26 protein-coding genes are annotated in these 25,221 nt (G+C 60.0%); 6 read left to right on the plus strand and 20 right to left on the minus strand.

Features of this window, described 5'->3' with window-relative positions; genetic code table 11:
* Positions 1-53: 53 nt before the first annotated feature.
* Entirely contained in the window at positions 54-992 is a 939-nt protein-coding gene (locus ACFIQF_RS10180; RefSeq protein ID WP_393942495.1) for an EI24 domain-containing protein, read from the minus strand.
* Between the two features lie 178 nt (positions 993-1,170).
* Between ACFIQF_RS10180 and ACFIQF_RS10185 the strand changes: the two genes are divergently transcribed.
* Positions 1,171-1,407 (plus strand): VF530 family protein, encoded by a 237-nt coding sequence (locus tag ACFIQF_RS10185; RefSeq protein WP_393942497.1) that lies wholly within the window; start codon positions 1,171-1,173, stop codon positions 1,405-1,407.
* Between the two features lie 119 nt (positions 1,408-1,526).
* Complete coding sequence (locus tag ACFIQF_RS10190) at positions 1,527-2,639, plus strand: Fic family protein (RefSeq protein WP_393942499.1); 1,113 nt, start codon at positions 1,527-1,529, stop codon at positions 2,637-2,639.
* 307 nt (positions 2,640-2,946) lie between these two features.
* Here the strand turns inward: ACFIQF_RS10190 and ACFIQF_RS10195 are convergent, their stop codons facing one another.
* The 6 genes from ACFIQF_RS10195 to ACFIQF_RS10220 form a co-directional block, all read right to left on the minus strand.
* Positions 2,947-4,008: a sterol desaturase family protein gene (locus tag ACFIQF_RS10195; RefSeq protein ID WP_393942501.1), complete on the minus strand. Its 1,062-nt coding sequence runs from the start codon at positions 4,006-4,008 to the stop codon at positions 2,947-2,949.
* A gap of 63 nt (positions 4,009-4,071) precedes the next feature.
* Positions 4,072-4,884, minus strand: a complete 813-nt coding sequence (locus tag ACFIQF_RS10200; RefSeq protein ID WP_393942502.1) for a polysaccharide deacetylase family protein — start codon at positions 4,882-4,884, stop codon at positions 4,072-4,074.
* A 15-nt stretch (positions 4,885-4,899) separates the two neighbouring features.
* Positions 4,900-5,877: a YncE family protein gene (locus tag ACFIQF_RS10205; protein ID WP_393942504.1), complete on the minus strand. Its 978-nt coding sequence runs from the start codon at positions 5,875-5,877 to the stop codon at positions 4,900-4,902.
* Between the two features lie 222 nt (positions 5,878-6,099).
* Complete coding sequence (locus ACFIQF_RS10210) at positions 6,100-6,477, minus strand: carboxymuconolactone decarboxylase family protein (protein WP_393942506.1); 378 nt, start codon at positions 6,475-6,477, stop codon at positions 6,100-6,102.
* 21 nt (positions 6,478-6,498) lie between these two features.
* Complete coding sequence (locus ACFIQF_RS10215; protein ID WP_393942508.1) at positions 6,499-7,404, minus strand: NAD(P)-dependent oxidoreductase; 906 nt, start codon at positions 7,402-7,404, stop codon at positions 6,499-6,501.
* A gap of 25 nt (positions 7,405-7,429) precedes the next feature.
* A complete protein-coding gene (locus tag ACFIQF_RS10220; protein WP_393942510.1) occupies positions 7,430-8,395 on the minus strand; it encodes a Bug family tripartite tricarboxylate transporter substrate binding protein in 966 nt (321 codons plus the stop codon).
* 158 nt (positions 8,396-8,553) lie between these two features.
* Between ACFIQF_RS10220 and ACFIQF_RS10225 the strand changes: the two genes are divergently transcribed.
* Positions 8,554-9,294, plus strand: a complete 741-nt coding sequence (locus ACFIQF_RS10225; RefSeq protein ID WP_393942511.1) for an IclR family transcriptional regulator — start codon at positions 8,554-8,556, stop codon at positions 9,292-9,294.
* Between the two features lie 545 nt (positions 9,295-9,839).
* Here the strand turns inward: ACFIQF_RS10225 and ACFIQF_RS10230 are convergent.
* Positions 9,840-10,985 (minus strand): thiamine pyrophosphate-dependent enzyme, encoded by a 1,146-nt coding sequence (locus ACFIQF_RS10230; protein WP_393942512.1) that lies wholly within the window; start codon positions 10,983-10,985, stop codon positions 9,840-9,842.
* 397 nt (positions 10,986-11,382) lie between these two features.
* On the opposite strand from ACFIQF_RS10230, the gene ACFIQF_RS10235 reads away from it, so the two are divergent.
* On the plus strand, positions 11,383-12,219 hold the full coding sequence (locus ACFIQF_RS10235; RefSeq protein ID WP_393942513.1) for an alpha/beta fold hydrolase: 837 nt from the start codon (positions 11,383-11,385) through the stop codon (positions 12,217-12,219).
* A 210-nt stretch (positions 12,220-12,429) separates the two neighbouring features.
* Here the strand turns inward: ACFIQF_RS10235 and guaA are convergent, their stop codons facing one another.
* The 4 genes from guaA to guaB all read right to left on the minus strand — a co-directional run bounded on the left by guaA (position 12,430) and on the right by guaB (position 16,482).
* Entirely contained in the window at positions 12,430-14,046 is a 1,617-nt protein-coding gene (guaA, locus tag ACFIQF_RS10240) for a glutamine-hydrolyzing GMP synthase (RefSeq protein ID WP_393942515.1), read from the minus strand.
* Positions 14,047-14,083: 37 nt separating this feature from the next.
* Positions 14,084-14,530: a type II toxin-antitoxin system VapC family toxin gene (locus ACFIQF_RS10245; protein ID WP_393942516.1), complete on the minus strand. Its 447-nt coding sequence runs from the start codon at positions 14,528-14,530 to the stop codon at positions 14,084-14,086.
* Complete coding sequence (locus ACFIQF_RS10250) at positions 14,527-14,790, minus strand: type II toxin-antitoxin system Phd/YefM family antitoxin (protein WP_393942518.1); 264 nt, start codon at positions 14,788-14,790, stop codon at positions 14,527-14,529. The genes ACFIQF_RS10245 and ACFIQF_RS10250 overlap by 4 nt, the downstream gene beginning before the upstream one ends.
* A gap of 216 nt (positions 14,791-15,006) precedes the next feature.
* A complete protein-coding gene (guaB, locus tag ACFIQF_RS10255) occupies positions 15,007-16,482 on the minus strand; it encodes an IMP dehydrogenase (protein WP_393942519.1) in 1,476 nt (491 codons plus the stop codon).
* 141 nt (positions 16,483-16,623) lie between these two features.
* Here guaB and ACFIQF_RS10260 point away from each other — a divergent pair, with 141 nt between their 5' ends.
* On the plus strand, positions 16,624-17,169 hold the full coding sequence (locus ACFIQF_RS10260; protein WP_393942521.1) for a DUF4124 domain-containing protein: 546 nt from the start codon (positions 16,624-16,626) through the stop codon (positions 17,167-17,169).
* Positions 17,170-17,251: 82 nt separating this feature from the next.
* Here the strand turns inward: ACFIQF_RS10260 and ACFIQF_RS10265 are convergent, their stop codons facing one another.
* Together ACFIQF_RS10265 and ACFIQF_RS10270 are read right to left on the minus strand one after the other, a co-directional pair.
* Positions 17,252-17,596 carry an RnfH family protein gene (locus tag ACFIQF_RS10265; RefSeq protein ID WP_393942522.1) on the minus strand — a complete coding sequence of 115 codons (345 nt, stop codon included), beginning with the start codon at positions 17,594-17,596 and terminating at the stop codon, positions 17,252-17,254.
* Positions 17,589-18,029, minus strand: coding sequence for a type II toxin-antitoxin system RatA family toxin (locus ACFIQF_RS10270; RefSeq protein ID WP_393942524.1), 441 nt, complete (start codon positions 18,027-18,029; stop codon positions 17,589-17,591). Before ACFIQF_RS10270 ends, ACFIQF_RS10265 begins: the two co-directional genes overlap by 8 nt.
* 131 nt (positions 18,030-18,160) lie before the next feature.
* On the opposite strand from ACFIQF_RS10270, the gene smpB reads away from it, so the two are divergent.
* Positions 18,161-18,634 carry an SsrA-binding protein SmpB gene (gene smpB / locus ACFIQF_RS10275; RefSeq protein WP_393942525.1) on the plus strand — a complete coding sequence of 158 codons (474 nt, stop codon included), beginning with the start codon at positions 18,161-18,163 and terminating at the stop codon, positions 18,632-18,634.
* 348 nt (positions 18,635-18,982) lie between these two features.
* On the opposite strand, the gene ACFIQF_RS10280 is transcribed toward smpB, so the two are convergent.
* The 6 genes from ACFIQF_RS10280 to ACFIQF_RS10305 form a co-directional block, all read right to left on the minus strand.
* On the minus strand, positions 18,983-20,080 hold the full coding sequence (locus ACFIQF_RS10280; RefSeq protein WP_393942527.1) for an enoyl-CoA hydratase/isomerase family protein: 1,098 nt from the start codon (positions 20,078-20,080) through the stop codon (positions 18,983-18,985).
* Positions 20,081-20,183: 103 nt separating this feature from the next.
* On the minus strand, positions 20,184-21,218 hold the full coding sequence (locus ACFIQF_RS10285; protein ID WP_393942528.1) for an acyl-CoA dehydrogenase family protein: 1,035 nt from the start codon (positions 21,216-21,218) through the stop codon (positions 20,184-20,186).
* A gap of 10 nt (positions 21,219-21,228) precedes the next feature.
* Positions 21,229-22,386, minus strand: a complete 1,158-nt coding sequence (locus tag ACFIQF_RS10290; protein WP_393942530.1) for an acyl-CoA dehydrogenase family protein — start codon at positions 22,384-22,386, stop codon at positions 21,229-21,231.
* A gap of 20 nt (positions 22,387-22,406) precedes the next feature.
* The gene (locus tag ACFIQF_RS10295; RefSeq protein WP_393942531.1) at positions 22,407-23,402 is read right to left on the minus strand and encodes a Bug family tripartite tricarboxylate transporter substrate binding protein; all 996 of its coding nucleotides are present in this window, start codon (positions 23,400-23,402) and stop codon (positions 22,407-22,409) included.
* Between the two features lie 34 nt (positions 23,403-23,436).
* Complete coding sequence (locus ACFIQF_RS10300; RefSeq protein WP_393942533.1) at positions 23,437-23,943, minus strand: MaoC family dehydratase; 507 nt, start codon at positions 23,941-23,943, stop codon at positions 23,437-23,439.
* Between the two features lie 22 nt (positions 23,944-23,965).
* Positions 23,966-25,141, minus strand: a complete 1,176-nt coding sequence (locus ACFIQF_RS10305) for a CaiB/BaiF CoA transferase family protein (RefSeq protein ID WP_393942535.1) — start codon at positions 25,139-25,141, stop codon at positions 23,966-23,968.
* Positions 25,142-25,221 lie beyond the last annotated feature (80 nt).

Genomic DNA, 25,221 nt, shown 5'->3' on the forward strand with positions numbered 1-25,221 from the left:
CTGCGCGCGCATGCACCAAATTTGCACTTTTATGCACCATTATGGTGCATGCATCAATCCGGTGCGTGGTCACTTGCCGCCGCCGGGCTGTGGTGCACCAATTGCTCGTTTTGCAGTCTGTTGTCCACGCCCGGGGCCGATGCGGGCGCGCTGGCGGGCGCGTCGATCACCTCGCCATCGCCCTGCTCGGCACGCAACTGTTGCAAGGCCGCCAGGCTGAAGTGGATGAACCAGAGCGATGAGAAAGCAAAGGCAATGGCGTAAATCCACACCGCAATAGGCACCAGCACCACAAAACCAATGGCAAACACAATGCCCGAGGCCCAGACCACGCTGGGCGCAATGCCGATGTAGCCACAGATCACACCCATCAGCAGCAGCGGCCAGCGGTAGCGTTGCAGCAAGGTGCTGCGCTCAGCCTTGCTGGCGTGTTCGGCCAATGCATCCACGCTCATCACACGGTAAGTCAGCCAACCCCAGATGACCGGCGGCACCACCAGCACCAGCGGCGGAATCAGCCACAGCGGCATGGTCACGACAAAGGCAATCACCGCGAGCACCGAAGTGCCCAGCGCCCAGGCAATGGCAGCCATGAGACCTGTGCCGTGCTTTTTGGCCAAGGTGGCAAAGCGCTGCTCGGTCACCATGCGCAGCAAAGCAGGCGTCATCAAAAACGAGATCACCAGCAAAGCCAGCACGGCGGCCACGGGCGTCATCAGCACCAGCACCACAAAAGGCGCTATGCCGGCAGCAAAACCCTCAGTGCTGCTGCCGCCAAACCAGCTGAACATGGTGCGCAGCCAGCCAATGGTTTCCACCCAATGCTGCACTGCCGCCACGCTGCCCGACCAGAAGAAATACGCCCAGCCGCCCAGCGCCAGCAGCATCACCACCAGCGGCACCAGCGACAAAGCAATCACCCGGGGCCGGAAACAGTACGCCGCGGCGCGCCAAAACGAATCCAGCATCAGGCTGGTGCCTTGTTGGGACATGGGAATCTATCCTTGCAGTTGACTATGACCGGTGCGCAGCCCAGCGCCACGCCAGCGCACATCCTAGCGGCAAGCCGCGCTGCAGCGAAGTAGTCCCAGCCCGCAAACATGCGCCGCCATGGCTGGTGAGAGGCCCTGCCCGCACGCAAACCCGCCCAGTCAACGACAATCAGCCCCCATGAACAGCCCAGAACAACCGCGCAACCCTCTCCACGGCATCACCCTGGAGCGCATGCTCAACGAGCTGGTCGACCATTTCGGCTGGGCCGGCCTGGGCGACCGCATCCCCGTGCGCTGCTTCAACCTGGACCCGAGCATCTCGTCGAGCCTGAAGTTTTTGCGCAAGACGCCCTGGGCGCGCGAGAAAGTGGAGCAGCTGTATTTGTGGATGCTGCGGGGCGGCGATCAGCGCTAAGTTTCCGCGCTTCGAGTAAAGGCCTTGCAGTTGGTCAGAGAAGGTTTGAAGCGCCCCCTTTGTAAGCAGCTTCCAACGGCAACTGGCCGATTGCGGTGATTGCCTGTATTATTCACCGCATGTTTAGCGGCGAATACATCTGGCAATCGCCTGATTGGCCCCAATGGCGCTTCGATATGCAGGCACTGGCCCCAGCCCTGGAGCGCGTAAGCCATGCCCAAGGCATGCTGCTGGGGCGCCTGGCCGATGTCGGCATGGCCTTGCGCGACCAGGCCAGCCTGACGGTGCTGACGGAAGATGTGCTCAAAACCTCCGAGATCGAGGGCGAGACCTTGAATGCGGCCTCTGTGCGCTCGTCCATCGCCCGGCGCTTGGGCGTGGATATTGGCGCTTTGGCGCCGGTAGACCGGCACGTTGAAGGCGTGGTGGAGATGGTGCTGGATGCCACGGCCAACCACCAGCAGCCCGTGACTGAGCAGCGACTTTTCGGCTGGCACGCGGCTTTGTTTCCCACAGGCTACTCCGGCATGAGCAAGCTGACAGTCGGCGCCTGGCGCGACGACGCGGCAGGCCCGATGCAAGTTGTCTCCGGCCCTTTCGAGCGGCAAAAGGTTCACTATGAGGCGCCCCCGGCTGCCCGGATACCTGGCGAGATGGCAGCCCTGCTGGCCTGGGTCAACAACGCCGATGCCCTGCCTGGCTTCATCAAAGCAGGCCTGGGCCACCTGTGGTTTGTGACGGTCCACCCCTTCGACGATGGCAATGGGCGCATGGCGCGCGCTTTGGGCGATCTGCTCCTGGCGCGGGTCGATGGCAGCGGCCAGCGCTTTTACAGCTTGTCGGCCCAAATCCAGCGCGAGCGCAAAGCCTACTACGAGATACTGGAGCGCACACAAAAGGGCGATATGGACGTCACAGCCTGGCTGCAATGGTTTTTGCAAGCCTTGCAACAAGCGATTGAGCAGGCCAACACCACGCTCGAAGACGTGCTCAGCAAAGCCCGGTTCTGGCGCCGATGGTCGCTGACGCCAATGAACGAGCGGCAGACCAAAGTGCTCAACCGCTTGCTCGATGGCTTCGACGGCAAGCTCACCACCAGCAAGTGGGCAGCGATTGCCAAGTGCTCCAGCGATACGGCGCTGCGGGACATCACCGCCTTGGTCGAGCAAGGCGTGCTCCAAAAAGATGGAGCAGGCGGGCGCAGCACTGGCTACCAGCTGGCGCCGCTGTAAGAACGTGTTTAGGATCTCTACGCAGTCGCGTTGTGCCGCAATCGAGTCCGAGTTCGCTGCGATGGGTCGCAGAATGCACCCATGTGCATACAAGGCCCAGCGCTGTGAAATCGGCCGATTTCGGTGCAACCCTTGTGGACAGTGGCTTTGCGATGCACAAGCAAGGCTGTAAGAGAGCCCCGCGAGCAGTGCACAGGCAGAATTTGCAAGAAGCCCTTTGTCTCGCAAAGCCGCTGTCGCGGCGCGAGGAGATCGTAAACACGTTCTAAGCGTTTCCCAAGACGCTGAAAGCGGCCCCGGGCGCCCCTCAAGCCCGGTTGAACAAACGCAAAACCCCGCGCCATTGCTGGCTCCAAAAGCCGCTGCCGTAGTCGCGCAACTGGCCTTGTTTGTTGGGCTGCACCTGGTCGCGGATGCCGGTCGGGTCGTAGCGCAGCTCGAAGTTGGCGGTGCCAAACAGCATGTCCCACCAAGGCAGCAAGACGCCAAAGTTGCAACCACCCAGGCGCGGGCGCGGCTTTGCGGGCGCGGCTGCATCAACAGAAGCAGCTATCGGCTGAGAGGCAGCAACAGCAGTTGCCGCGCCAGCCGCTGCCACCGGTTTGCTTGGCGATTCATGGCCGATGCCGATGGCGTGGTGGCGGCGGTGGAAACGGGGGCTGATCCACAGCCGCTCGCCAATGCGGCCAAACCACACGCGCAGGTTGGCGTGCTGCAGGCTTTCGCTCAGTTGGGTGATGGCGACAATGGCCACGAACTGGCTGGGCGCCACGCCAATCAGCACGGCTACCAGTACCAGGATGCTGTCGTGGATCACGTCATCGAGCAGGTGGTTGCGGTTGTCGCTCCACATCGTCATCTGGCGCTGCGAATGGTGCAAGGCGTGCAGCTTCCACCACCAGAGAAAGCTGTGCTGGCCGCGGTGGATCCAGTAGGCGACAAAGTCGAAGATCACCAGGTAAATCAACAAGCTGACCCAGGCCACATCGGTCACGCCCGGCCACAGTGCGTCTACGTGCCAGGTCTCAAAGCCTTGCATGCGCAGGCTGCCCACCAGCCAGTCCCACAGCGGGTCGATGGTGAAGAACAGCGCCAGCCGGAACAGGCCCAGGCGGTGGATCATGGTGTAGAGCATGTCCACGCGGATGGCGTGCTTGTCCGTTACCGCCTCCACCGGGCGCCAGCGCTGCAAGGGCGCAATCACCAGCACCATGATGAGTATTTGCACGCAGCCCACCAGAAACCAGCCCGCCGCCGTGAAGCCATCTTCCAAAAAATTGGCCAGGCCCAGGTTGAACATCAAGGGCTGAAACACCTGTTCAAACACCCACTGCTGGGCGGTGTCAAAAAGCGAGCTGAGAAATTCCATGGTGCAAGAAAGCTTGCGGGCTGCAAAGGCCGCCAGTGTGCCAAACGCGGGCGGCCATTGGCATCAATGCCCGCGAATCCAATCCCGGTACTGGGGGTGATCGCGCAAGGTAGCAAAGCAGAAACCCTGCGCTTTGAGCCCCTGGATCAGCGGCTGCAGCACGGCAGGAGCCCAAGGGTCTTTGCGGTCCCAGATGCCCAGGTGGGCGAGCAAAACATCGCCGGGGCGGATGTTTTTCAGCGCCTTGTCCAGCAGCTGGGCGTTGGGGTATTTGTCGCTGGGCAGCTCGTCGCCCAGAAAGCCGGCAGGCGACCAGCCCACATGCTGATAGCCGCAGCTTTGCGCGGCCGCTATCAGCGCGGGCGAGGTTTTGCCACCGGGCGCACGGTACAGCGGCAGCGGCTTCACGCCGGTGACCTGCTGCAAGCGGTCTTCGGATTTTTTGATTTCGGCGCAGTACTCAGGCACCGTCATCGTGAAGCTTTGGCCTGCACGCGGCCCTTGCGATGGGCGCACGGCAAAGCTGCGCACGGTGCCCTGCTCTTTTTTACCATCGGCGCGCCAGTAAACGTGGTCCCAGGTGTGTGAGGCGAAAGCGTGGCCTTCGGCGGCACGGGCTTTCCACCACGGCGCCCAGTGCTCGCCCAGGCTGCCATCGCCTTCTTTGGTGCGCTCGTTGGCGGCAAAGAAGGTGACCTTGACCTGCTCCTGGCGCAGCACCTGGGCAATGTGCTCGGCCACGCCCATGTGGCCGGTGTCCAGCGTCAGGTAGACCGGCTTGTTGCAGGCCGGTGCTGGCGGCTCAGCCGTTTTTTGCGCGTGGCTGCTGGCCGCGCAGGCACTGGCAGCCAGCAGAGCAAAGGTTTTCAGGCGCATGGCAGGTTCTCCGGCTTAGCGCGGAGCGTGGTCCAGCGTCCAGATGCCGTGCGGCGATTTGCCCACCTTGATCTGGTTTACCACCTTGCGCTCTTGCGTATCGATCACGCTCATCTTGCCGGCCCAGCGCGAACTCAGGTAGATGTAGCGGCCGTCCGGGCTCACGTCCATGCAGTCCGGGCCGCTGGGGCCGGGGTATTTGTCGACCACGGCCTGGCTTTGCATGTCGAGCTTGCTGATGGTGTTGGCCACGCGGTTGCTGACAAACAGATGGCGGCCATCACCAGCGGCGCGGAAAGCATGTGCGCCCTTGTCGGTTTTGATGGTGTTGACCAGCTTGGGCTGCGCGCCGCTCACGTCGAACACCTGCACGCCGTCGCTGCCCGTCAGCGCCACAAAGACAAACTTGTTGTCGGGGCTGCCATACAGATCGGCCGGCATGGTGCCGGTCTTGATGCGCCACTTGAGGGTTTGGCTGGCGATGTCGATCGCAATCAGCTCGTCGCTGTCTTGCATGGTCGAGTAGATCGTCGTGCTCTTGCTGTCGATCCACAAGTGGCTGGGCGTTTTACCGGTGGCAATACGCTTGGCCAGCTTGGGCTCGGTGCCGTTCCAGCTGTAAATATCAATATGGTTGAGGCGGTTGGCCGCCGTCACAAACCATTTCATATCGGGCGAAAAGCGCAGATGGTAAGGGTCGGAAATGCCCTGGATCACGCGCTGCACATCGGCCGTCTTGGGGTCGACAAAGGTGAGCGAATCGCCGGTGGCATTGGCCACGATGACCGATTTGCTGTCCGGCGTGAGGTAGAGGTGGTGTGGCTCCTTGCCCGTGGGGATGCGTTTGACTTCCTTCCACGTGGCCGGGTCGATCACGCTGATGTTCGCATCGAGCGAGTTGAGCACCAAGATGGGGTTGGCCGCCTGGGCAGACAAGGCCGCAGCCGCCAGCGCAGCAGCGAACAGAGAACGGGCAATAAATGGGAGCTTCACAGACGATCCGTAAATTGAACGATGCGAGTGTAGCCGCCCGCAGCCGCCCCGCAACCAGTAGCCGAGCGCCGCCATGTAAATATTCGTTGGCGGTTGCCCGCACGCACTGTGCCCCTGCCCAGAGGACCTCAACCAGTTCACGCGTCAAGGTAATCCTAGCTGGGCTGGCCGTTGCCATATGGTCACGGCGCAGCCCGGTCTGGACACTCGATCAACTGCAAGCTACAGCAGATTTTTTTCCCGCAAAACGCCTTCCGCTGTTCTTGTGCCTTCCACTCCTGCAGGCACGCCGCAGTACACCGCTACCTGCAACATCACGGCCCTAATCTCTTCGGCGCTGCAACCATTATTGATGGCCCCGAGAGTATGAGTTTTCAACTCTGGCACCCGCCCTTGACAAGCCAACAGTGCAATCACCAACATGCTACGAATTTTTGGTGAAAGCGCATCGTCCCCCCATACTTCGCCAAAACAATATTCATCCGTCAGTCTACGCAGAGCCCCATTGAAATCATTTGTAGAATCCAGTCTTTTTTGATAATACTCATCCCCTAAAGTTTTTTTCAAAATTTTTCGACCCAATTCAATCTTCTCTACCATATCACCCCCTTAAATATACTCTTACACCACATTTCCGAACTGAACACCTGCCCACTCTTCATAACGTTTTATCAGATTCCCATAATCCATTTTTCCATCACCTTGCCCTATGGAAAATGCAAGCATCTGCCTGGCTGAATCGCTGACCCACATCGGCAGCCCTTGGCGATCTGCCTCATCCAGACAAAGTTTCACATCTTTAAACAGCAAGTCAGTGGTGAATTTAAGCGGGAAATTTCTCTCCAAAATACACTCTGGTATTTTCACTTCAGTGGCAAAGCAACGACCACTGGATACATTCACTATATCCAGCATCATCTTGGGATCCAGGCCTGCCTTGACTCCTAGCACCAAGCCTTCAAAGCTAGCCAGTGTCGATACAGCGCACATGGTGTTATTGATGATTTTCATGGTTTGCCCCTGCCCCACAGAATCACCCAAATAAAAAACGCTTCGACCAATCACAGTCAGCAACGGCCTTACTTTATCAAATGCCTCTTTATTGCCCGAAGCCATAACGCTTAGAGTTCCATTCTCTGCACCTGTAGTTCCACCACTCACAGGCGCATCAATTAAAACAATATCTTTGCGAGCCAGCGCAGCAGCAGCACGCCGGATCACCTCCGGGCCCGTTGTAGATGTATCAAAAACAACCTCAACCTTATTTCCTTCTGAGATGAATTCGCTGCCACACAGCACTGCCTCCACGATTTGTGGAGTAGGCAAACTGACCCCGATCACTGAAGCCGTGTTTGCCAGTTCCACCAGTGAGCTCACCCACCGAACCCCCAGCTCCTCAAAATAATTTTTCCATTTATTATCAACATCAAAAACAGCCAGAGAATAGCCAGCCTTAGCCAAGCGGTTAGCCATATGAAAACCCATATTCCCCAAACCCACAAAACCGATGGTTTCATCCTTCATCATTCAAACCTCCCGAGAAGATAGATTTTTACTGAGGCTCCAGCCCAGCCGCCTGAACCATCGAAGCCCAAGTTTCAATTTCTTTTCTCAGAAACTGATGAAAGACTTGCGGGGAACTCGGTGTTGCGGTAATGCCCTGCCTGGAAAAATGTTCTGTCACTGCACTGGACACAAGCGCCTTATTCAATGCGCTTGACAAACGAGCGATTACTGCTTCTGGCAACCCACTGGGCCCCACCAGCCCAAACCAAACCGTGACATCAAAATTAGGAACACCACTTTCGATCAGCGTAGGCACCTCAGGAGCCAGCGGGAAGCGTTCCTTGGTTGTCACTCCTAATGCGCGCAGCTTTCCCGCTTTTACTTGTGCCATGCCTCCAGCGAAATCGGACAACGTGGTATCCACCGTTCCACCAATAATGTCCGTCAATATTTGTGGCGAACTTTTATAAGGCACCAGTGAAAATTTACCGCCCATGGCTTGGGCCAGCATTGCACCTGAAACCTGCGCACTTCCCGACGCGTAGGCATAGGCAATCTTTTCCGGATTATTTTTGGCACTTCTGGCCAAAGAAGCTGCACTATCGATGGGAGAGCTAGATGCAGAAACCAAGAGATAGGGAGATTCCGCAACCTTGCCAATAGACGCAAAATCTTTGCTCGGGTTGTAGCTCAGGTTCTTAAAAAGAGCCTTGTTGCTCGCACCGTTTGTCACTCCCACCGACACCAGCGTGTATCCGTCTGGCGCGGCATTAACTGCCAACTGCGTTCCAATGATCCCGCTGGCGCCAGGCTTGTTATCTATGACAACGGGCTGGCCCAGCTCGCGCTCCAGCTCTGGACTCAGGACCCTGAACACTACGTCCGTCAAACTGCCGGCGGCAAACGGAATGATGAGCCGTATAGGCTTCTCCGGGTATGCGGCCAGTGTCGCAAGAGGATACAAGGCCACACCTGCTACCAGAGCCTTCATCCAACGCTTTAGTCGTTTCATATTGCCTCCGAGGTTGCTTATTCCTTCCTGTCAGGGAATTAAATTTCCCTGACAGGAACTTTCATTCAGGCAAACAAGGCAGTCAAGCTATGGTATTCCCGCAGACATCCAGGTAGGGAAGGACAAGCAGTGACCTCAACTGCGTTGATAATTTCCTCATGGAAGTGAAACTAGTTGCTCGAACATTGGATGTCATCGCGCTGTTCTCTCAAGAGTGCAGGCCTCTGTCCTTGACTGAAATTTCCAGTGCACTGAACATCCCCATGTCTAGTTGCCTTGCGCTGGTCCGCACCTTGGCCGTTAAGGGCTATGTCTATGAAGTTCGGAAACGAGGGGGCTACTACCCGACCAGAAAGCTGTTGACCCAATGCCTCAAAATTTCGACATCCGATGTGCTGCTCGATTTATGCGAGCCCGTACTCAATGAGCTTCGAGACCAATCTGGCGAGTCAGTGGTCTTGGGTAAAAGAATGGATGCATGCGTTATTTATCTGGCCTGCATTCCGTCCAGCAATCCCATTCGATACTCGATCGATGTTGGCGACTCCAGGCCACTACAGTCCAATGCACTGGGAAAGATCTTGTTTGCCATGGAAGACCCGAGCGAGAAGCAGAAAATCATGGAGCAAATCACTTGGCAAAAATTTACCGAGCACACGATTGCCGATCGCGATAGCTTTCTGCAACTATCTGAGCAATGGGCGCAGCAAGGTTGGGCAGCCAATGAAGGCGAGAAGGTAGCTGACCTTGCTTCGATTGCAGTGCCATTCCGCTATGGAACCGATTGGTATAGCTTCGCGATTGCAGGACCCATTGACAGAATCAAAGCACAGTGGGAAAGCCAGCTTCGATTGGTTCAGGGAGCCAAGGAAAAACTGGATTTCATCTTGGAGAGCTGAACCCGGCAATAAGCCACCATGGAGCTTGCATTCGCCTGCAACCTTAGTCCATGAAACATTGGCATCAACTACCAATTGCCTTTTTGAACGCAAAGCCTGACCGCATCCGACGCATTTGATGAAGCAAAGACCGCTTGCGGGGTCGGTCCGTCAAAGCCAAACGGGAGCCAGGTTTACCCCCGCCCGGTCCCGCTCAATTCAGGTCAATCCTGGCGCCGCTGTCCAGCAAAGCCTACCGCTTTTGGCTTTCGGCGACCAGAAAGCGGGCAAAGTCGTCTGGCGAGCCGGTGCTGAGCAAAACGATTGATACCCGCCCGAGCCCCCGCCTCAAGCGCCCAGCATCTCGCGGTTGGCAGCGCCGGGCGGGACCATCAGGTAGACCTTTTGCTGCACGTCGATGCTGGCGTGGATCAAGCAAGGGCCAAGGCCTCGGCCAGTGCGGCATGCGGGTCGGGGGCCGCATCCAGATCAACAGCAGCCACGCCCAGCGCACGGGCGGCGGCCAGAAAATCGGGCGCAACCTGGAACTGCGAGGCAAACAGGCGCTAGCCGAAAAACAGGGTTTGCTGCTGGTGCACCAGGCCCAGCGCGGAGTTGTTCATCAGCACGATCTTCACCCGGGCCTGCAGCTCGGCCAAAGTCACCAGCTCTTGCAGGTTCATCAGAATCGATCCATCACCTGTGAAGCAAACCACCGTGCGCTCTGGCGCGGCCAGTGCAGCGCCAATGGCGGCTGGCAAACCAAATCCCATGGTGCCCAGACCGCCCGAAGTGAGCCACTGGCGTGGCCGTGCCAGCGGGTACGCCTGGGCGGTCCACATCTGATGCTGGCCCACATCGGTGGTGACGATGGCGTCATCGCCCAAACACGCAGCCACGGCGCGGATCAAACCATAGTGCCTACGCGGATCATCGCTCCCCGGCAGCTTTTGCGGGTGCAAGGCCTTGAGCACTGCAACACGGGCAAGCCAGTCAGCGCAGGCACTGGCAGGCACCAGCGGCAGCAACCGGCTCAGCGCCTCAGCCGCGTCGGCAACTATGCCCACATGCGCCGTCTTGAGCTTGTTCAGTTCGGCCGGGTCTATATCGATATGGATGATCTTGGCCTGCGGGCAAAAGCTGGACAGCTTGCCGGTAGCACGGTCATCAAAGCGTGCGCCAACCGCCATCAGCAAATCGCACTCTTCCAAAGCCCAGTTGGTATAAGGCGCGCCATGTTGGCCGAGCATGCCGAGCAAAAGCGGATGCGTGCAAGGCATCGCCCCCAAAGCCATCAAGGTCGTGACCGTGGGCAAGCTCGCCTTTTCCGCCAGCGCGACGGCCAGTGCCGCCGCCTCAGATTGGATAACGCCGCCGCCGAAATAAAGAATGGGGCGTTCAGCAGCTGCGATCAAGGCAGCCGCAGTCTCAGGCACCAGACAAGGGACCAACGCCTTCTTGACCTCGGCAAGCTGAACCCATACGCTTTGCTCAAACCCGCCTGGGGGCGAATTCCGGTTTCGTCCGGGTTCGCACGCGAAAGCACCGAGGGCGGGTTTTCTGTTTCCATCCGTTGCAGTCCCCCTTGGCATTGACTTTACGAGCGAGTAAGCAAGGCAGCTGCGCCGCTGTAGGATGCCGTCCCTCTTCCTGTTTCCGCCATGTCTGGCAAGCACGCCGGGCTCGTTACATGCCGTTGCCGCACACCCCATCCAGGCGCCGCTCGGGCATGCGGCCTACAGCCAAGTTCGCCGCACCGAGGCAGACTGCGGAAGGAAGAAAGGATGCCAGCGAGCCGGTTGCTTGAAAAGACCACCTTCGACCTGACCCAATAGCAAGCGACTGCAAAGTGGGACTCTCCGCCGACAACTCTTTTTGGCGCTGCAGCTTCCACAGCTGGCAAACCAAGCCCCGATGGAACGGTAAGCGTCAGCGTCCCAAGATGCAAGCAGCCGGAAGAGATCTGAAAAGGCCCGCTCAACACAGCGTTCCGTGTCAACGATGGCCGCCTTATGGGCAGCAAATGCTCAGCCCATTAAGCAGAGCAGTCCCCGTTGATCATCAACCGCCAAGGTGGGCATGTTTCGCCACAGTTTCATAGGAGTTTTTATGCCTTATCTCACTGTTCCTGACACCCCGGCCGCCATCGAGCTGCATTACCAGGATGTTGGTCAGGGCGACCCGGTGGTGCTGATCCACGGCTGGCCGCTCAGCGGCCGCAGCTGGGAGGCGCAGATTGCGCCGCTGGTCGATGCGGGCTACCGCGTGGTGACTTATGACCGGCGCGGCTTCGGCGGCTCGTCCCAACCTTGGACAGGCTATGACTACAACCGCTTCAGCCAGGATCTGGAGGCCTTGCTGGTCAAGCTGGATTTAAAGAAAGTCACCCTCGTCGGTTTTTCGATGGGCGGCGGCGAAGTGGCGCGCTATTTGGGCATGTACGGCAGCAAACGCATTGCGCGTGCAGTGTTTGCCGCAGCCGTTACGCCGTACCGGCTGAAAGCCGCAGACAACCCTGAAGGCAAAGTGACGAAAGCAGATATAGCCGAGCGCCAAAGCAGCATTACCAAAGACCGACTGGCGTTTTTGGAAGCCTTCAGCAAGAACTTTTACGCCGACGCCAAGGGCAAGCTCCTGGTCAGCGAAGCGCAGCGTCAGTACACCTTCATGATGGCAGCCTTTGCATCGCCCAAAGGCACGCACGATTGCATTGCCGCGTTTTCGGGCACGGATTTTCGCGCCGATCTGGCCAAGATCAGCATACCGACGCTGGTCATCCACGGCGATAGCGACCAGATCGTGCCACTGGCAGACAGCGGTACGCGCACCCACCAGGCTGTCAAAGGCAGTCAGATGCATGTCATCAAAGGCGGTCCCCACGGTTGCAATCTCTCGCATGCGGAGGAGTTCAACCAGGTGTTGATTGACTTTTTGCGTGCCACCTGAGTTGTCGCTGTGCGCAGGCTCAACGCGCCATGCTGAAGCCGGCATGCTCCCTGGACCTCTGCATGGACAAATCTCGGTTGGCTAAACCTGACCTGTATTCCTGACGCGCTTTCGGCAATCCCCTTCAGCAACAGACGAAAAAAATCCCGCCATAAAGCGGGATTTGCTGGTTTTGATGCCTGGGAATTCTGGCTGTTTCCTATTCCAGAATCATTCCCACTCGATGGTTGCAGGTGGCTTGGAGCTCACATCGTAGGTAACGCGGTTGATGCCGCGCACTTCGTTGATTATGCGGTTGGAGACGCGCTTGAGCAGGCCGTAAGGCAGCTCGGCCCAGTCGGCGGTCATGAAGTCGCTGGTTTGCACGGCGCGCAGGGCCACGACGTAGTCGTAGGTGCGGCCGTCGCCCATGACGCCCACGCTCTTGACGGGCAGGAAGACGGTGAAGGCTTGGCTGGTCAGGTCGTACCAGGACTTGCCGGTCGCTTCGTCGGTCCAGTTGTTGAGCTCTTCGATGAAGATGGCGTCGGCGCGGCGCAGCAGCTCGGCGTATTCCTTTTTCACTTCACCCAGGATGCGCACGCCCAGGCCTGGGCCGGGGAATGGATGGCGGTAGACCATGTTGCGCGGCAGGCCCAGGGCCACGCCGAGTTCGCGCACTTCGTCCTTGAACAGGTCGCGCAGCGGCTCGAGCAGCTTGAGGCCGAGTTGCTCTGGCAGGCCGCCCACGTTGTGGTGGCTCTTGATGGTGACGGCCTTCTTGCTCTTGGCGCCGCCGGATTCGATGACGTCGGGGTAGATCGTGCCTTGCGCCAGGAAGGTTGCGCCCTTGCTGCCGGCGTTCGCAGCCTTGAGCTTGCTGGCTTCGGCCTTGAAAACGTCGACGAACAGGCGGCCGATGATCTTGCGCTTTTGCTCGGGTTCGGACACACCAGCCAGCTCGCCCAGGAACAAGTCGGAGGCGTCAACGCGCACCACCTTGGCGTGCAGCTTGCCTTCGAACATCTCCATGACCATATCGCCTTCGTTCAGGCGCAGCAGGCCGTGGTCAACGAACACGCAGGTGAGTTGGTCGCCAATGGCGCGGTGGATCAGCGCTGCGGCTACGGAAGAGTCGACACCGCCGGAGAGTCCGAGGATGACTTCTTCGTCGCCCACTTGTTCGCGGATCTTGGCAACGGCTTCTTCGATGTAGTCGCCCATGATCCAGTCCGCATTCGCGCCGCAGATGCCCTTGACGAAGCGGTTGAGCATGGCCGCGCCTTGCACGGTGTGCGTGACTTCGGGGTGGAACTGCACGGCGTAGTAGCCGCGAGCTTCGTCAGCCATGCCGGCGATGGGGCAGCTGGGCGTGGAGGCCATCACCTTGAAGCCTTCGGGCAGTTGGGTGACCTTGTCGCCGTGGCTCATCCAGACCTTCAACATCCCGTGGCCTTCTGGCGTGCTGAAGTCTTCGATGCCTTCGAGCAGCTTGGTGTGGCCGTGGGCGCGCACTTCGGCGTAACCGAATTCGCGGGTATTGGAGCCTTCCACCTTGCCACCCAATTGGGTAGCCATGGTTTGCATGCCGTAGCAGATGCCGAGCACGGGCAGGCCGAGTTCGAACACAGCGTCTGGCGCACGGTCATCCACTTCATAAACGCTGGCGTGGCTACCGGAAAGGATCACGCCTTTGAGCTTGCCGTCGGCGGCAAATTCGCGCACCCAGTCGCTCGTCACATCACAGGGATGCACTTCGCAGTAGACATTGGTTTCGCGCACGCGGCGAGCGATGAGCTGCGTGACCTGCGAGCCAAAATCGAGAATGAGGATCTTGTCGTGTTGCATGGTGTTTTAGAGCTAAGTAAAACGGTTGGGGTTGAGTTCAGAGGTCGTTCAAGTCAAGCAGCGCCACGCCGCTTTTTTTAGCGGCCTTGGCTTGCGCTGTATCGAATGTGGCGAGCGGCAATTTGAGCGATCTTGCCAGCCACAGATAAGCGGCGTCGTAGGTGGGCAAGCCGGTTTCAAGTGCTACGTCGAGCACGGCTTTGTGCTGTGCGGGAGCCAGCTCATGCAGCTCCACGCGGTGACGAATGGCTTCAAGCACGCCCCACAAACCTTCCACCGAGGTGTGCGGAATGCGACCAGCGTTGACGCCACTGGCGATGAGATTGCCGCACTCCCACTGCCACAAATTGGGCGCGTGCGGATCGACTTCATCGCGGCGGATGCGGGTGTAAAGGCGGCGCGTGGCTTCGCTGGCGTTGTCTGGCAGCAGCCAGGCTGCGGTGACGGAGGCGTCGAGCACAAAAGCGGTGACTGGGCTGCTCATGCGGCTTCGCTCCGGCCGGTTTTGCGCAGGGCTGCAGCCTCTTCGTGGGCTGCCGCCGGTGCAATGCTGGCTTGCAAGGCGGCAATCTGGCCCAGCTCGCGGGCGATCTGCTCGTCCGAGATGACCGGCCGCCGGCGCACTGGCAGCATGCGCACTACTTCCTTGCCGTGGCGCGTGATGCGCACTTCCTCGCCCTGCTCGACAAGTTCGATCAGTGCGGAAAAACGGGTCTTGGCTTCGTAGATGCCGACGGATTGCATAGGTAGAAATAAAAAAATCTGGCCTGAACAAATAGTTCAGACCAGATTCTAGCATTAAGACCAGAATTTGTCGTTCTGGTCTGTTTACCTGTTTGCCATAGCCCACGCATCTCAGCACTGGCGCAGCGCAGACAAGAACGGCCAGCAAGGGCCGCCCCGCAGCAAAGGCCGTTGTCCCCTGGGGGAAGGTGCCAACGGCACCTCAGGGGGGACTAATTAGTCGGCGCGGTAGTTAGGCGCTTCCTTGGTGATCTGCACGTCGTGCACGTGCGATTCGCGGATACCGGCGGAGGTAATTTCCACGAACTCGGCCTTGTTGTTCATCTCTTCGATGGTGGCGCAACCGCAGTAGCCCATGGAGGCGCGCACGCCGCCGGCCATTTGGTAGACGATGGAAACCATCGAGCCCTTGTAGGGAACGCGGCCTTCAATGCCTTCGGGCACCAGCTTGTCGGCATTGGGGTTGCCGGTGGTGGATTCCTGGAAGTAGCGGTCGGCCGAGCCTTGTTGCATGGCACCGATCGAGCCCATGCCGCGGTAGCTCTTGTAGGAGCGGCCTTGGAACAGGATGACTTCACCAGGGGCTTCTTCGGTGCCGGCAAACATGCCGCCCATCATCACCGTCGATGCGCCAGCAGCCAGCGCCTTGGAGATATCGCCCGAGAAGCGGATACCGCCGTCAGCGATCAACGGAACACCCGTGCCTTGCAGGGCTTGAGCCACGCTGTCGATTGCCATGATCTGGGGCACGCCCACACCGGCCACGATACGCGTGGTGCAGATGGAGCCAGGGCCGATACCAACCTTGACCGCATCAGCGCCCGCTTCCACCAGTGCCAGCGCAGCAGCGCCGGTAGCGATGTTGCCACCCACCACGTCGATATGCGGGTAGTTTTGCTTGACCCAGCGCACGCGGTCGATCACGCCCTTGCTGTGGCCGTGGGCCGTGTCCACAATGATGGCGTCCACGCCTGCCTTGGACAGCAGCTCGACACGCTCTTCCGTGCCAGCACCCACACCCACGGCAGCGCCAACGCGCAGCGAACCGGCCCGGTCACGGGCGGCATTGGGGAAAGTGGTTTGCTTGGTGATGTCTTTGACGGTGATCAGGCCCTTGAGCTCGAAGGCGTCGTTCACCACCAGGATGCGCTCCAGCTTGTGCTTGTTCAGCAGCGCCTTGGCAGCGGCGGGCGTGGTGTCGTCTTTTTCGTTGACGGTGATCAGGCGTTCGCGCGGAGTCATGATGTCGCGCACCTTCACGTCGTAGCGGGTTTCAAAGCGCAGATCGCGGCTGGTCACAATGCCAACCACCTTGCCGCCGTCGCACACCGGGAAGCCCGAGATGCCCAGGTTTTCCGACAGCTCCAGCACTTGCAGTACCGTGTGCTCGGGGGTGATCACGACCGGGTCGTGCACCACGCCTGATTCGTGGCGCTTGACCTTGGACACTTCAGCCGCTTGTTGCTCGGCCGTCATGTTCTTGTGCACGATACCGATGCCGCCCTCTTGGGCAATGGCAATGGCCAAGCGTGCTTCGGTCACCGTATCCATGGCGGCAGACACCAGGGGCAGGTTCAGCGTGATATTGCGGGAGAATTTGGTCTTGAGAGAAGTGTCCTTGGGCAGGACTTGGGAGTATGCGGGCACCAGCAACACATCGTCGAAGGTGAGCGCTTTTCCGATCAGGCGCATTGTGAAAGCTCCAAAAAAAGGATTCTAGCTTTTTTTGCATAGAGCTTGCTTGTCAGCAAGATTTCCCACCCCAGACTGCAGGTGTACTGCGCAACCAACAACTTCACACGCGCTTTGCGCGGCTCACGCTACACTCAAAGGATGAAACTTTTCAAGCTGTTCGCACTATCCCTGGCCTTTGGCCTTGCCGCGCCCGCCGCCATGGCCCAATGGCAGTGGGTAGACAAAGATGGCCGCAAGGTCTTCAGCGACCGCCCGCCGGGAGCAGAGATCCCGGAGAAAAACATTGTCAAAAAGCCCAAAGGCTATGGCGCGCTCAACGATGTCAAAAGCTCTGGCACCGGCCCCGCCATGCGTGAGGTAGCCGCCCCCGCCGAAGGCGAAGCTGCCCCGGCCGAGAGCGCCGCCAAGCCCGCGCCCAAAGCGCCCAGCGGCAAAGACAAAGAGCTCGAAGCCAAGAAGCAGGCTGAGGAAAAGGCCAAAAAAGACGCCGAGCAGGCCGAGAAAACCAAGCAGGCCGCCGCCCGGGCCGACAACTGCAAGCGCGCCCAGCAAGCCAAGACCATGTTCGACACCGGCAAAGCCGTGCGCATGCCCAATGAGAAGGGTGAAATGGTCTATATCGATGCCAACAAGCGCGCCGAAGAGCAGCAACGCATCAACGACGCCATCGCCAACAACTGTTAAAAACAGCGGCTCCCGGCCAAGCTGTCAAAAAGTCAAAAAGCCAAGCAGCATCAGTTGCTTGGCTTTTTTCATGGGCGCTGATTCAGGCGCCGTAGCCTTGTTTGGACTGCGGCCGGCGCCGCGAGAACAGGCCGGCCCGGCGGGCGCCCTGCTTGGCAAAGCGCTCGCGCCGGGCTTTTTTCGGGTCTACCAGCAAGGGCTGGTACAGCTCTACGCGATCGCCATCCGCCAGCAAGGTTTCGCGCGGGCGCTGGCGCCCCCAAATACCGGCATCTTGCTCAGCTGCAAAGGCTTGGCTGCTTTGCGCACTGGCGGCAGCCAAAGCAGCGCCCAGGCTGGAGCCGGCTGGCAATTGCAGTAGCACCGAGCGCACCTGGCCGGCCTCGGCCCAGGCCACTTCTACGCTGATGAATGCAGGCTCAGCCATACACTTTCTCGGCGCGCTGAATGAAAGCGTCCATCATGCTGGCCGCGATCTTGTCAAAAATCGGGCCCACCACGGCCGCCAGCGCCAGGCTGTCAAAGCCATAGCTCAGGTTCAGCTCCACCTTGCAGGCGCGTTGGCTGCCATCACCCACCGGGTGGAACTGCCAATCGCCTTGCAGGTGCGAGAACGGGCCTTTGACCAGTTGCATCTGCAGGCGCTTGCCCGGATCGTAGGTATTGCGCGTGACGAAGGACTTTTTGATGCCCGCCAGCGAGATGCCGACCTCGGCAGTCACACCATCGGCGTGTTGCTCCAGCACCTGTGCGTGGTCGCACCAAGGCAGAAATTCGGAGTAACGCGGCACATCGGCCACCAGATCAAACATTTCCTGGGGGCTGTACCAGATCAGAACGGACTTGTTGACAGTTTTCATGCAAGCGCGGCAGTCCGGACCTTGGGGCCCGGCTGCCCGGATTCTTCTTAAAATGAGGGCTTGGGCAAAATTAGGCGCTCCCAGCAGCCCTACAGACTTGGAAACGCGCTTTTGCCCCTAAGATGGTAATTATGTCGAAGACGAACAACACCAACAGCCGCATAGCCGATAACAAGAAGGCGGCATTCAACTATTTCTTTGAAGAACGCTTTGAGGCGGGCATGGTGCTGCACGGCTGGGAAGTGAAGGCTCTGCGCGAAGGCAAGGCCCAACTGACCGATGGCTACGTGCTGATCAAGAACGGCGAGCTGTTTTTGATGGGCTGCCAGATCAACCCGCTCAAGACCGCTTCTACCCACGTCAGCCCCGATGCCGCCCGCATCAAAAAGCTGTTGATGAAGAAGGACGAGATCCGCCGCCTGATCGGCAAGGTCGAGCAAAAAGGCTACACCCTGGTACCTATCAACCTGCACTGGAAAAACGGCCTAGCCAAATGCGATATCGCCCTGGCCAAGGGCAAGGCCGAGCACGACAAGCGCGACGTGATCAAAGAACGCGAGAGCAAGCGCGAGGTGGAGCGCGCGATGAAGGTGCATACGCGCTGAGCATTGGGCGCGCAGGTGCCCACGCCATGAAAAAAGCGACCCGAACGGTCGCTTTTAGTTTTTGGATCTTCTCGGAACACAGGAGAAAGCAAAGGCTTGATTCACCGATATTCAGACAACATCACTTCGCAGTGAACGGGGCGCTGGAATGGTTCGCAACAATGGTGAGATGGTCGCGTAGGCGCGGCGTCGGGGGTGCAGACAGTACCTGGGTACGGCAAGCCCCCGCAACAAAGCATACGCGGCCATATCACCACCTCAAAACGAAGACTCTTTACACAGGCATTGCTGCCAGCTTCAGCACCATACTTGCGCCCCGCGAATCAGTGAGGAACCTTGGGTTTTAAGTCAGGCCAGATCTTTGAGCGGGTGCGAGTGGGCGGGCCAGGGGCTCACAAACATTTGCGCCACTTCGTTCAGATCCACCTCTTCAATGCGCGCCGGGCTCCATTGCGGGTTGTGGTCTTTGTCCACGGCCAGTGCGCGAATGCCTTCCAGCGTTTCGCTCTTGCGGTCTGCCCGCAGGTAGAAGCAGTGGCGCACCATGTCGCGCTCCATGCGCAGGTCTTGCGCCAGGGTTTGCTGGCGGGCGCGGCGCACTTGCTCCAGCACCACGTACAGCATCAGCGGCGAGCGCTTGCGCAAGGTGGCAGCCGTGGTTTTGGCAAACTCGCTGCTGGCCGCTTCGAGCGCGCCGATGATGGCTGGCACGTCGGCCAGGGCAAAAAATTGCTCGATTTCCGCATCCACCGCTGCCGTAGCGCGAGCCGGTGCAGCTGCCAATTGGGCGGTGACAAAAGCCTCCACCGCCTTGGCGTCGGCCAGACTGCCGTTGGCCAGACCTTCCCACACCGCAGCCTGCTTTTCGCTGGGCAAAAATCCATCGGCCAACTGGTAGGCCATGGCGTCGGCCGCGCCGATCATCTGGCCGGTCAGGGCCAGGTATTCGCCCGCGTGGCCTGGGCAGCGCGAGAGGAAATAGCCGCCGCCCACATCGGGGAACAGGCCAATCGCCGTCTCGGGCATGGCCATCTTGGTGCGCTCAGTCACGATGCGCAGCGTGCCGCCCTGGCTGATGCCCATGCCGCCGCCCATGACGATGCCGTCCATGAAGGCGATGTAGGGCTTGCCAAAGTTATGGATCAGGTGGTTGAGTGCGTATTCTTCGGTGAAGAAATCTTCCAGCTCAGGGTTGCCTTGCATGCCGGCTGCGTGCAAAAAGCGGATGTCGCCGCCCGCGCAGAAGGCGCCAAAAGCGCCATCCTTATTGCTGCCACGGATGGCTACGGCCACCACGTTGGCATCTTGCTGCCAGCGCAGCAACACATCCATCAGCTCGCGCACCATGGCCAGCGACAGCGCATTCAGCGCCTTGGGGCGGTTCAGGGTGATCAGGCCGACGCGGCCCCGGACTTCGCTTTGCACATCTTCGGTATAGACCGCCATCGGACTTGACTCCTCATTCTTCTACGGACAAACCGCAACCTTAGCCGAAAAACGGCGCGGGTTGCGGCCAATCAGGTGCCAATTTACGCAGACTGCTGTGCACCTATGCAGCAGGCGCGGTGCTGTCGGTGATCTGGCGGATGACATCGAGGCTGATGCCGCCAGCCGCCACCAGCGCCTGGCCGGCCTGCAGCTGCCAATAGGCTTCACTGTTGGCCGTTTGGCGCCACAGGTGCAGGCGACGGGTGAACAGTTGCAGATCGAACTCGGTCGTGAAGCCGATGGCACCATGGATGGAATGCGCCAGCGAAGCCACCTCCACCGCCGCCTCGCTGGTGCGCGCCTTGCCAACGGCCACTTTCAGTGCATCGGCTTGCAAGCCATTGGCCTCGCAAGCAATCTGCGCAGCCATGCGGGAAGCGCTGACGTGCTCGGCCATCACCGCCAGCTCGTGCTGGATGGCTTGGAACTTGCCAATTGGCCGGCCGAACTGCTGGCGCTCGTTGGCAAAGTTCAGCGTTTTCTCAAAAGTAGTGAGCAAAGCGCCTGCCAGCAAAGCAGACACCAAACCGGCTTGCGCCACCAGCAAGGAAGCCGGTGCAGCCACGCGCTGTGCTTGCGCCAGCGCATCCGCGCCCCAGCGCAAATCGGCATCGAGTACAAAAATGCTCGGGCTGGCTTGCGCCGCAGCCAGTGGCAGCAGTACCAGTTGCGCGCCCTCTTGCGCCAGCACCCAATCCGCTACACGCGCGCCGCGCACGCCAGCCGCTTGAGCGCCGCCATCTACAGCGAGCAAATGCGGCGCCAGCGCAATGGCGCCAGCCGGCACTTTTGCGCCAGCAGTTGCCAGCCAGGCGCGGGCCAACATGGTTTCGCCCAAGGGCAATGGCATGGCGTGCTGGCCCAGCAAATCCCACACCGAGAAAGCATCGCGCAACACCAGGCCGGCACCGCCAACGCTTTCGGGCAGCAGCAGGTCGGCAAAACCGGTTTCCTCGATCTGCTGCCACAGCGCAGCGGCACTGGCCGAGGCTTGGCCGGGCTGGGCCGCTACTTCGGCTTCTATGGCGCGAACTGCGGCTGGCGTGCATTGGCCAATGAGCAAATCACGCAGAGCATCAACAATCAAATGGTCCATCTTGGTCTCCTCAGCGCAGGCCCAGGCCGCGCGCAATCATGCCGCGCAGAATGCTGCGCGTGCCGCCGCGCAAGGTGTAGCAAGGCGACACCAGGGTCAGGTAGTTCAGGGTTTGCAGCAGCTCGGGCGGCAGCGGCTGGCCGTCGCGGGCCATCAGGTCGTCGGCAATCGCGGCAGGAATGTACTGCTCCAGCACCGTGCCCTGGTCTTTGACCAGCGCGGCCTCCACAATCGGGCTTTGGCCTTGCACCAACTTTTCTTGCACCGCCACCGACAGTGCACGCAGCGGTGCCAGGCGCGTAAGAATCTGGCCCGCCAGGCGCAAAGATTCGGGGCGCGGCGTTTTCTCGGTGCGCAAGAAAGCCAACCATTGGTCGAACAGCACGATGGACGAGAACAGCCGCTCCGGCCCGCTGCGCTCAAAGGCGAGCTCGGCGGTCACCTGCTCCCAGCCCTGGCCTTCGGCGCCCACCAAGGCGTCAGGCGCCAGTTGCACCTTGTCAAAAAAGACTTCGCAGAAATGGCTGTCACCCGACATGTCTTCGATCGGGCGTACCGTCACGCCCGGCAGGCTCAAGTCCACAATCAGCTGCGACAAGCCTTTGTGCCGGTCTGCCGCCTCGCCCGAGGTGCGCACCAGAGCGATCATGTATTGGCAGTGCTGGGCGTTGGTGGTCCAGATTTTTTGGCCGTTCAGCAACCAGCCTTGCTCGTTGGGCACGGCGCGGGTGCGCACGCTGGCCAGGTCGGAGCCGGCGTTGGGCTCGCTCATGCCGATGCAGAAATAGCTCTCACCACGCGCTACCGGCGGCACGTATTTCTGCTTTTGCGCCTCGGTGCCGTATTTCAGAATCAGCGGCGCACTCTGGCGCTCGGCGATCCAGTGCGAGCCCACCGGCGCGCCAAAGTTCAGCAGCTCTTCGACCACCACGTAGCGCGCAAAAGCGCCCTGCTCGTGGCCGCCGTAGGCTTTGGGGAAAGTCATGCCCAGCCAGCCTTGTGCGCCGAGTTTGCGGCTGAAAGCCGGGTCGTAACCGCTCCAGGATTTGGCGCGGATATGCGCCGGAATATCTTTGACCGCGTCTTGCAAAAACGCCCGCACCTGGGCGCGCAACGCCTCGCCTTCGGGCGGGATGCTGGTCAGGCCGAGTCCATCCAGAATTGTCATGGCTTCACACTTTCTTGGTTTCAGTCCAGCGATACGCCGGTACTTTTGACCACACCGGCCCAGCGCTTGATTTCGCTGTTGATGTAGTCGCCATAAGCCTGCGGCGTGGAGCCCAGGGGCTCGGTGCCTTGCAGGCGCAGTTTCTCCAGCACGCCGGGGTCTTTGAGCGCCTTCATCAGTTCGGCGTTCAGGCGCTGCACAATGGCGTCGGGCGTTTTGGCGGGCAGCATCACGCCTTGCCAAGCACCTGCGTCAAAGCCAGTCATGCCGCTTTCGGCCAAGGTTGGCGCATCGGGGAAATTGGGCAGGCGCTTGGACGAGCTCACCGCCAGCAGCTTGAGCCGGCCATCTTTGATGAAAGGCGCCACCGAGTTGATGGTGTCGGTCATGAAGTCGATCTGGCCGGCCACCAAATCCACGTCGGCCGGCGCGCTGCCCTTGTAGGGCACGTGGCTGGCGTCAATCTTGAAATGCTGCACCACCTGAAAAGCCGCCAAGTGCGTGACGTTGCCATTGCCCGCCGAGCCGTACGAGAGCTTGCCCTTGTTGGCCTGCGCGTACTGCACAAACTCCTGCACATTGTTCACCGGCAGTTTGGGGTTGACGACCAGGCCCAGCGGCACCACGGCGGTGAGCGCCACCGGACGCAGATCCTTGTTCACGTCGTAACTCAGCTTTTTGTACAGCGAAGGGCTGAGCGAGATGGACGAGGTGTTGTAGAGCACGGTGTAACCATCGGGCGCCGCCTTGGCCACCAGCGCATTGCCGATATTGCCGTTGGCACCCGGACGGTTGTCGACCACCACGGTCTGCCCCAGTTGCTGGCCTACTTGCTGCGCCAGCACGCGCGCCACCATATCGGTTGGCCCGCCAGGCGGAAAAGGCACCACCATGGTGATCGGCTTGCTGGGCCAGGCGTCTTGCGCCTGCACTGCGCCCGCCCAACTGGCCGCAGCCGCAGCGACAACCGCGAGCCCAATGGCGCGGCGTGTGAACAAGGGCAATGAAGATTGCATGTTTGTCTCCTGTTTTTTGGGGATTACGAACAACTCAGCTGCGCCCGGCCAGCAAGCGCACCGCCGTGTAGACCATCACCTGCTCCTGGCGCTGGTTGTACACCTCGATGCGCGAGGTGACCACTGCGCGGCCGCCTTTGCTGGTGGGCTTGATGCCGGTAACTTCCACCAGCGCTTCGATGGTGTCGCCCACCACTACCGGGCCAAGAATCTTCTGGTGCAGCTCCAGCATGGCCAGGCCTGTGCCCTGGATCATGCTTTGCAGGATGAAGCCTTCGATCAGCGTGTAAGTGAGCGCGCCCGGCACCGGGCGGCCGCGGATGGCACCGCCGTCGTAGCCGTCTTCGATAAAGATGGCTTCGAGCATGCCGGTGGTGTTGATGAAGTTGACCAGGTCCGTCTCTGTGACCGTGCGGCGGAAAGTGCGCAGCTGCTGGCCCACTTGCAAGTCTTGCCAGACAAAGCCCTGGCCCATGCGCGGCGTGGCGGCCAAGGCGGCTGCGCGGTTGCTGACAGTGGTGATGATGTGGTTGGCGCTCATGTTCTTTCCTCTGCCAATAGGTTCAGCTTTGCGGGTTTTGCAACGCTGCAATGCGCGCATCGTCCCAACCCGCTTCACGCAGCAGCGCTTGCGTGTGCTCGCCCAGGCGCGGCGGCATGCTGATGGGCGCTTGCTCGCCATCAATCCGCACAGAAGAGCGCGGAAAACGCACCCGGCCCATCTTGGCGTCGTCTTTTTCTACAAAAAACTGCGTGGCCTGCAAATGTTCGTCGGCCGGCAAATCGTCCATGCGCGCCACCGGCGCGGCAGGTATCTCCAGCTGCTCGCAAGTAGCTATCCAATACGCCGTGTCTTTTTGCGCCACGTGGCTGCTCATCACCTCCAGCAATTGGGCAATGTTTTTGGTGCGCGCAGCTTGCGTAGCAAAGCGCTCTTCGCTAGCCAGTTGCGGCTCGCCGACTGCGCCAAAGAACTTGCGCCAATGCGCGTCGGTGTACGGCATCATGCAGATGTGGCCGTCCAGCGTTTTGTAAGGTCGGCGCCAGGGCGCCATCACGCGCGGATAGCCCGCGCCGCTGAGCGGCGGCGTGAAATGCATGCCGTAAAAATGCTCGACTAGGTTGAAGCCAACCATGGTTTCGTACATGGGCACTTCCACAAAACTGCCCTCGCCTGTGCGCTCGCGCTGAAACAGCGCGGCCAATACCGCATGTGCGCCCACCAGGCCGCAGGTTTTGTCGGCCGCAATCGTGGGCAGGTAGCGCGCCTCGCCGGTTTGGCGCTCCATCAGATCGGCCAGGCCGCTCATGCCCTGGATCACATCGTCATACGCGGGCAGGCCGGCATAAGGCCCGTCTTCGCCAAAACCGTGCAACCCCACGTAAATGAGGCGCGGGTACTGCTGGCGCAGCGTTTGCGGGTCCAGCCCCAGCTTGGCAAGTTTTTGCGGCCGCATGCTGTGCATGAAGACATCGGTGCTCTGCAGCAGCGCATGCAGCGCGGCCTGCGCCTCGGCGGTTTTCAGATCCAGCACCACGCTTTTCTTGCTGCGGTTGGCACCCATGAACATGGCCGCCATACCGGGCTCCACGGCCGGGCCGGTGTAGCGCGTGGAATCGCCCGTGGGCGGCTCGATCTTGATCACCTCTGCGCCGTAATCGGCCAGCACCTGGCTGGCCATGGGGCCGAAAATCACGCTGGAAAGGTCCAGCACCCGCACGCCTGTCAATGCACTCAAGGCTTGTCTCCGTCTTGGTTGTGATAGTGGTTGGGCCCATTATTTGATATGGTCGAGCAACATGTCTATGTCTTAATTGA

Origin of the sequence: Comamonas trifloxystrobinivorans (assembly GCF_043359985.1) — a bacterium.
GTDB lineage: Bacteria > Pseudomonadota > Gammaproteobacteria > Burkholderiales > Burkholderiaceae_C > Comamonas > Comamonas trifloxystrobinivorans.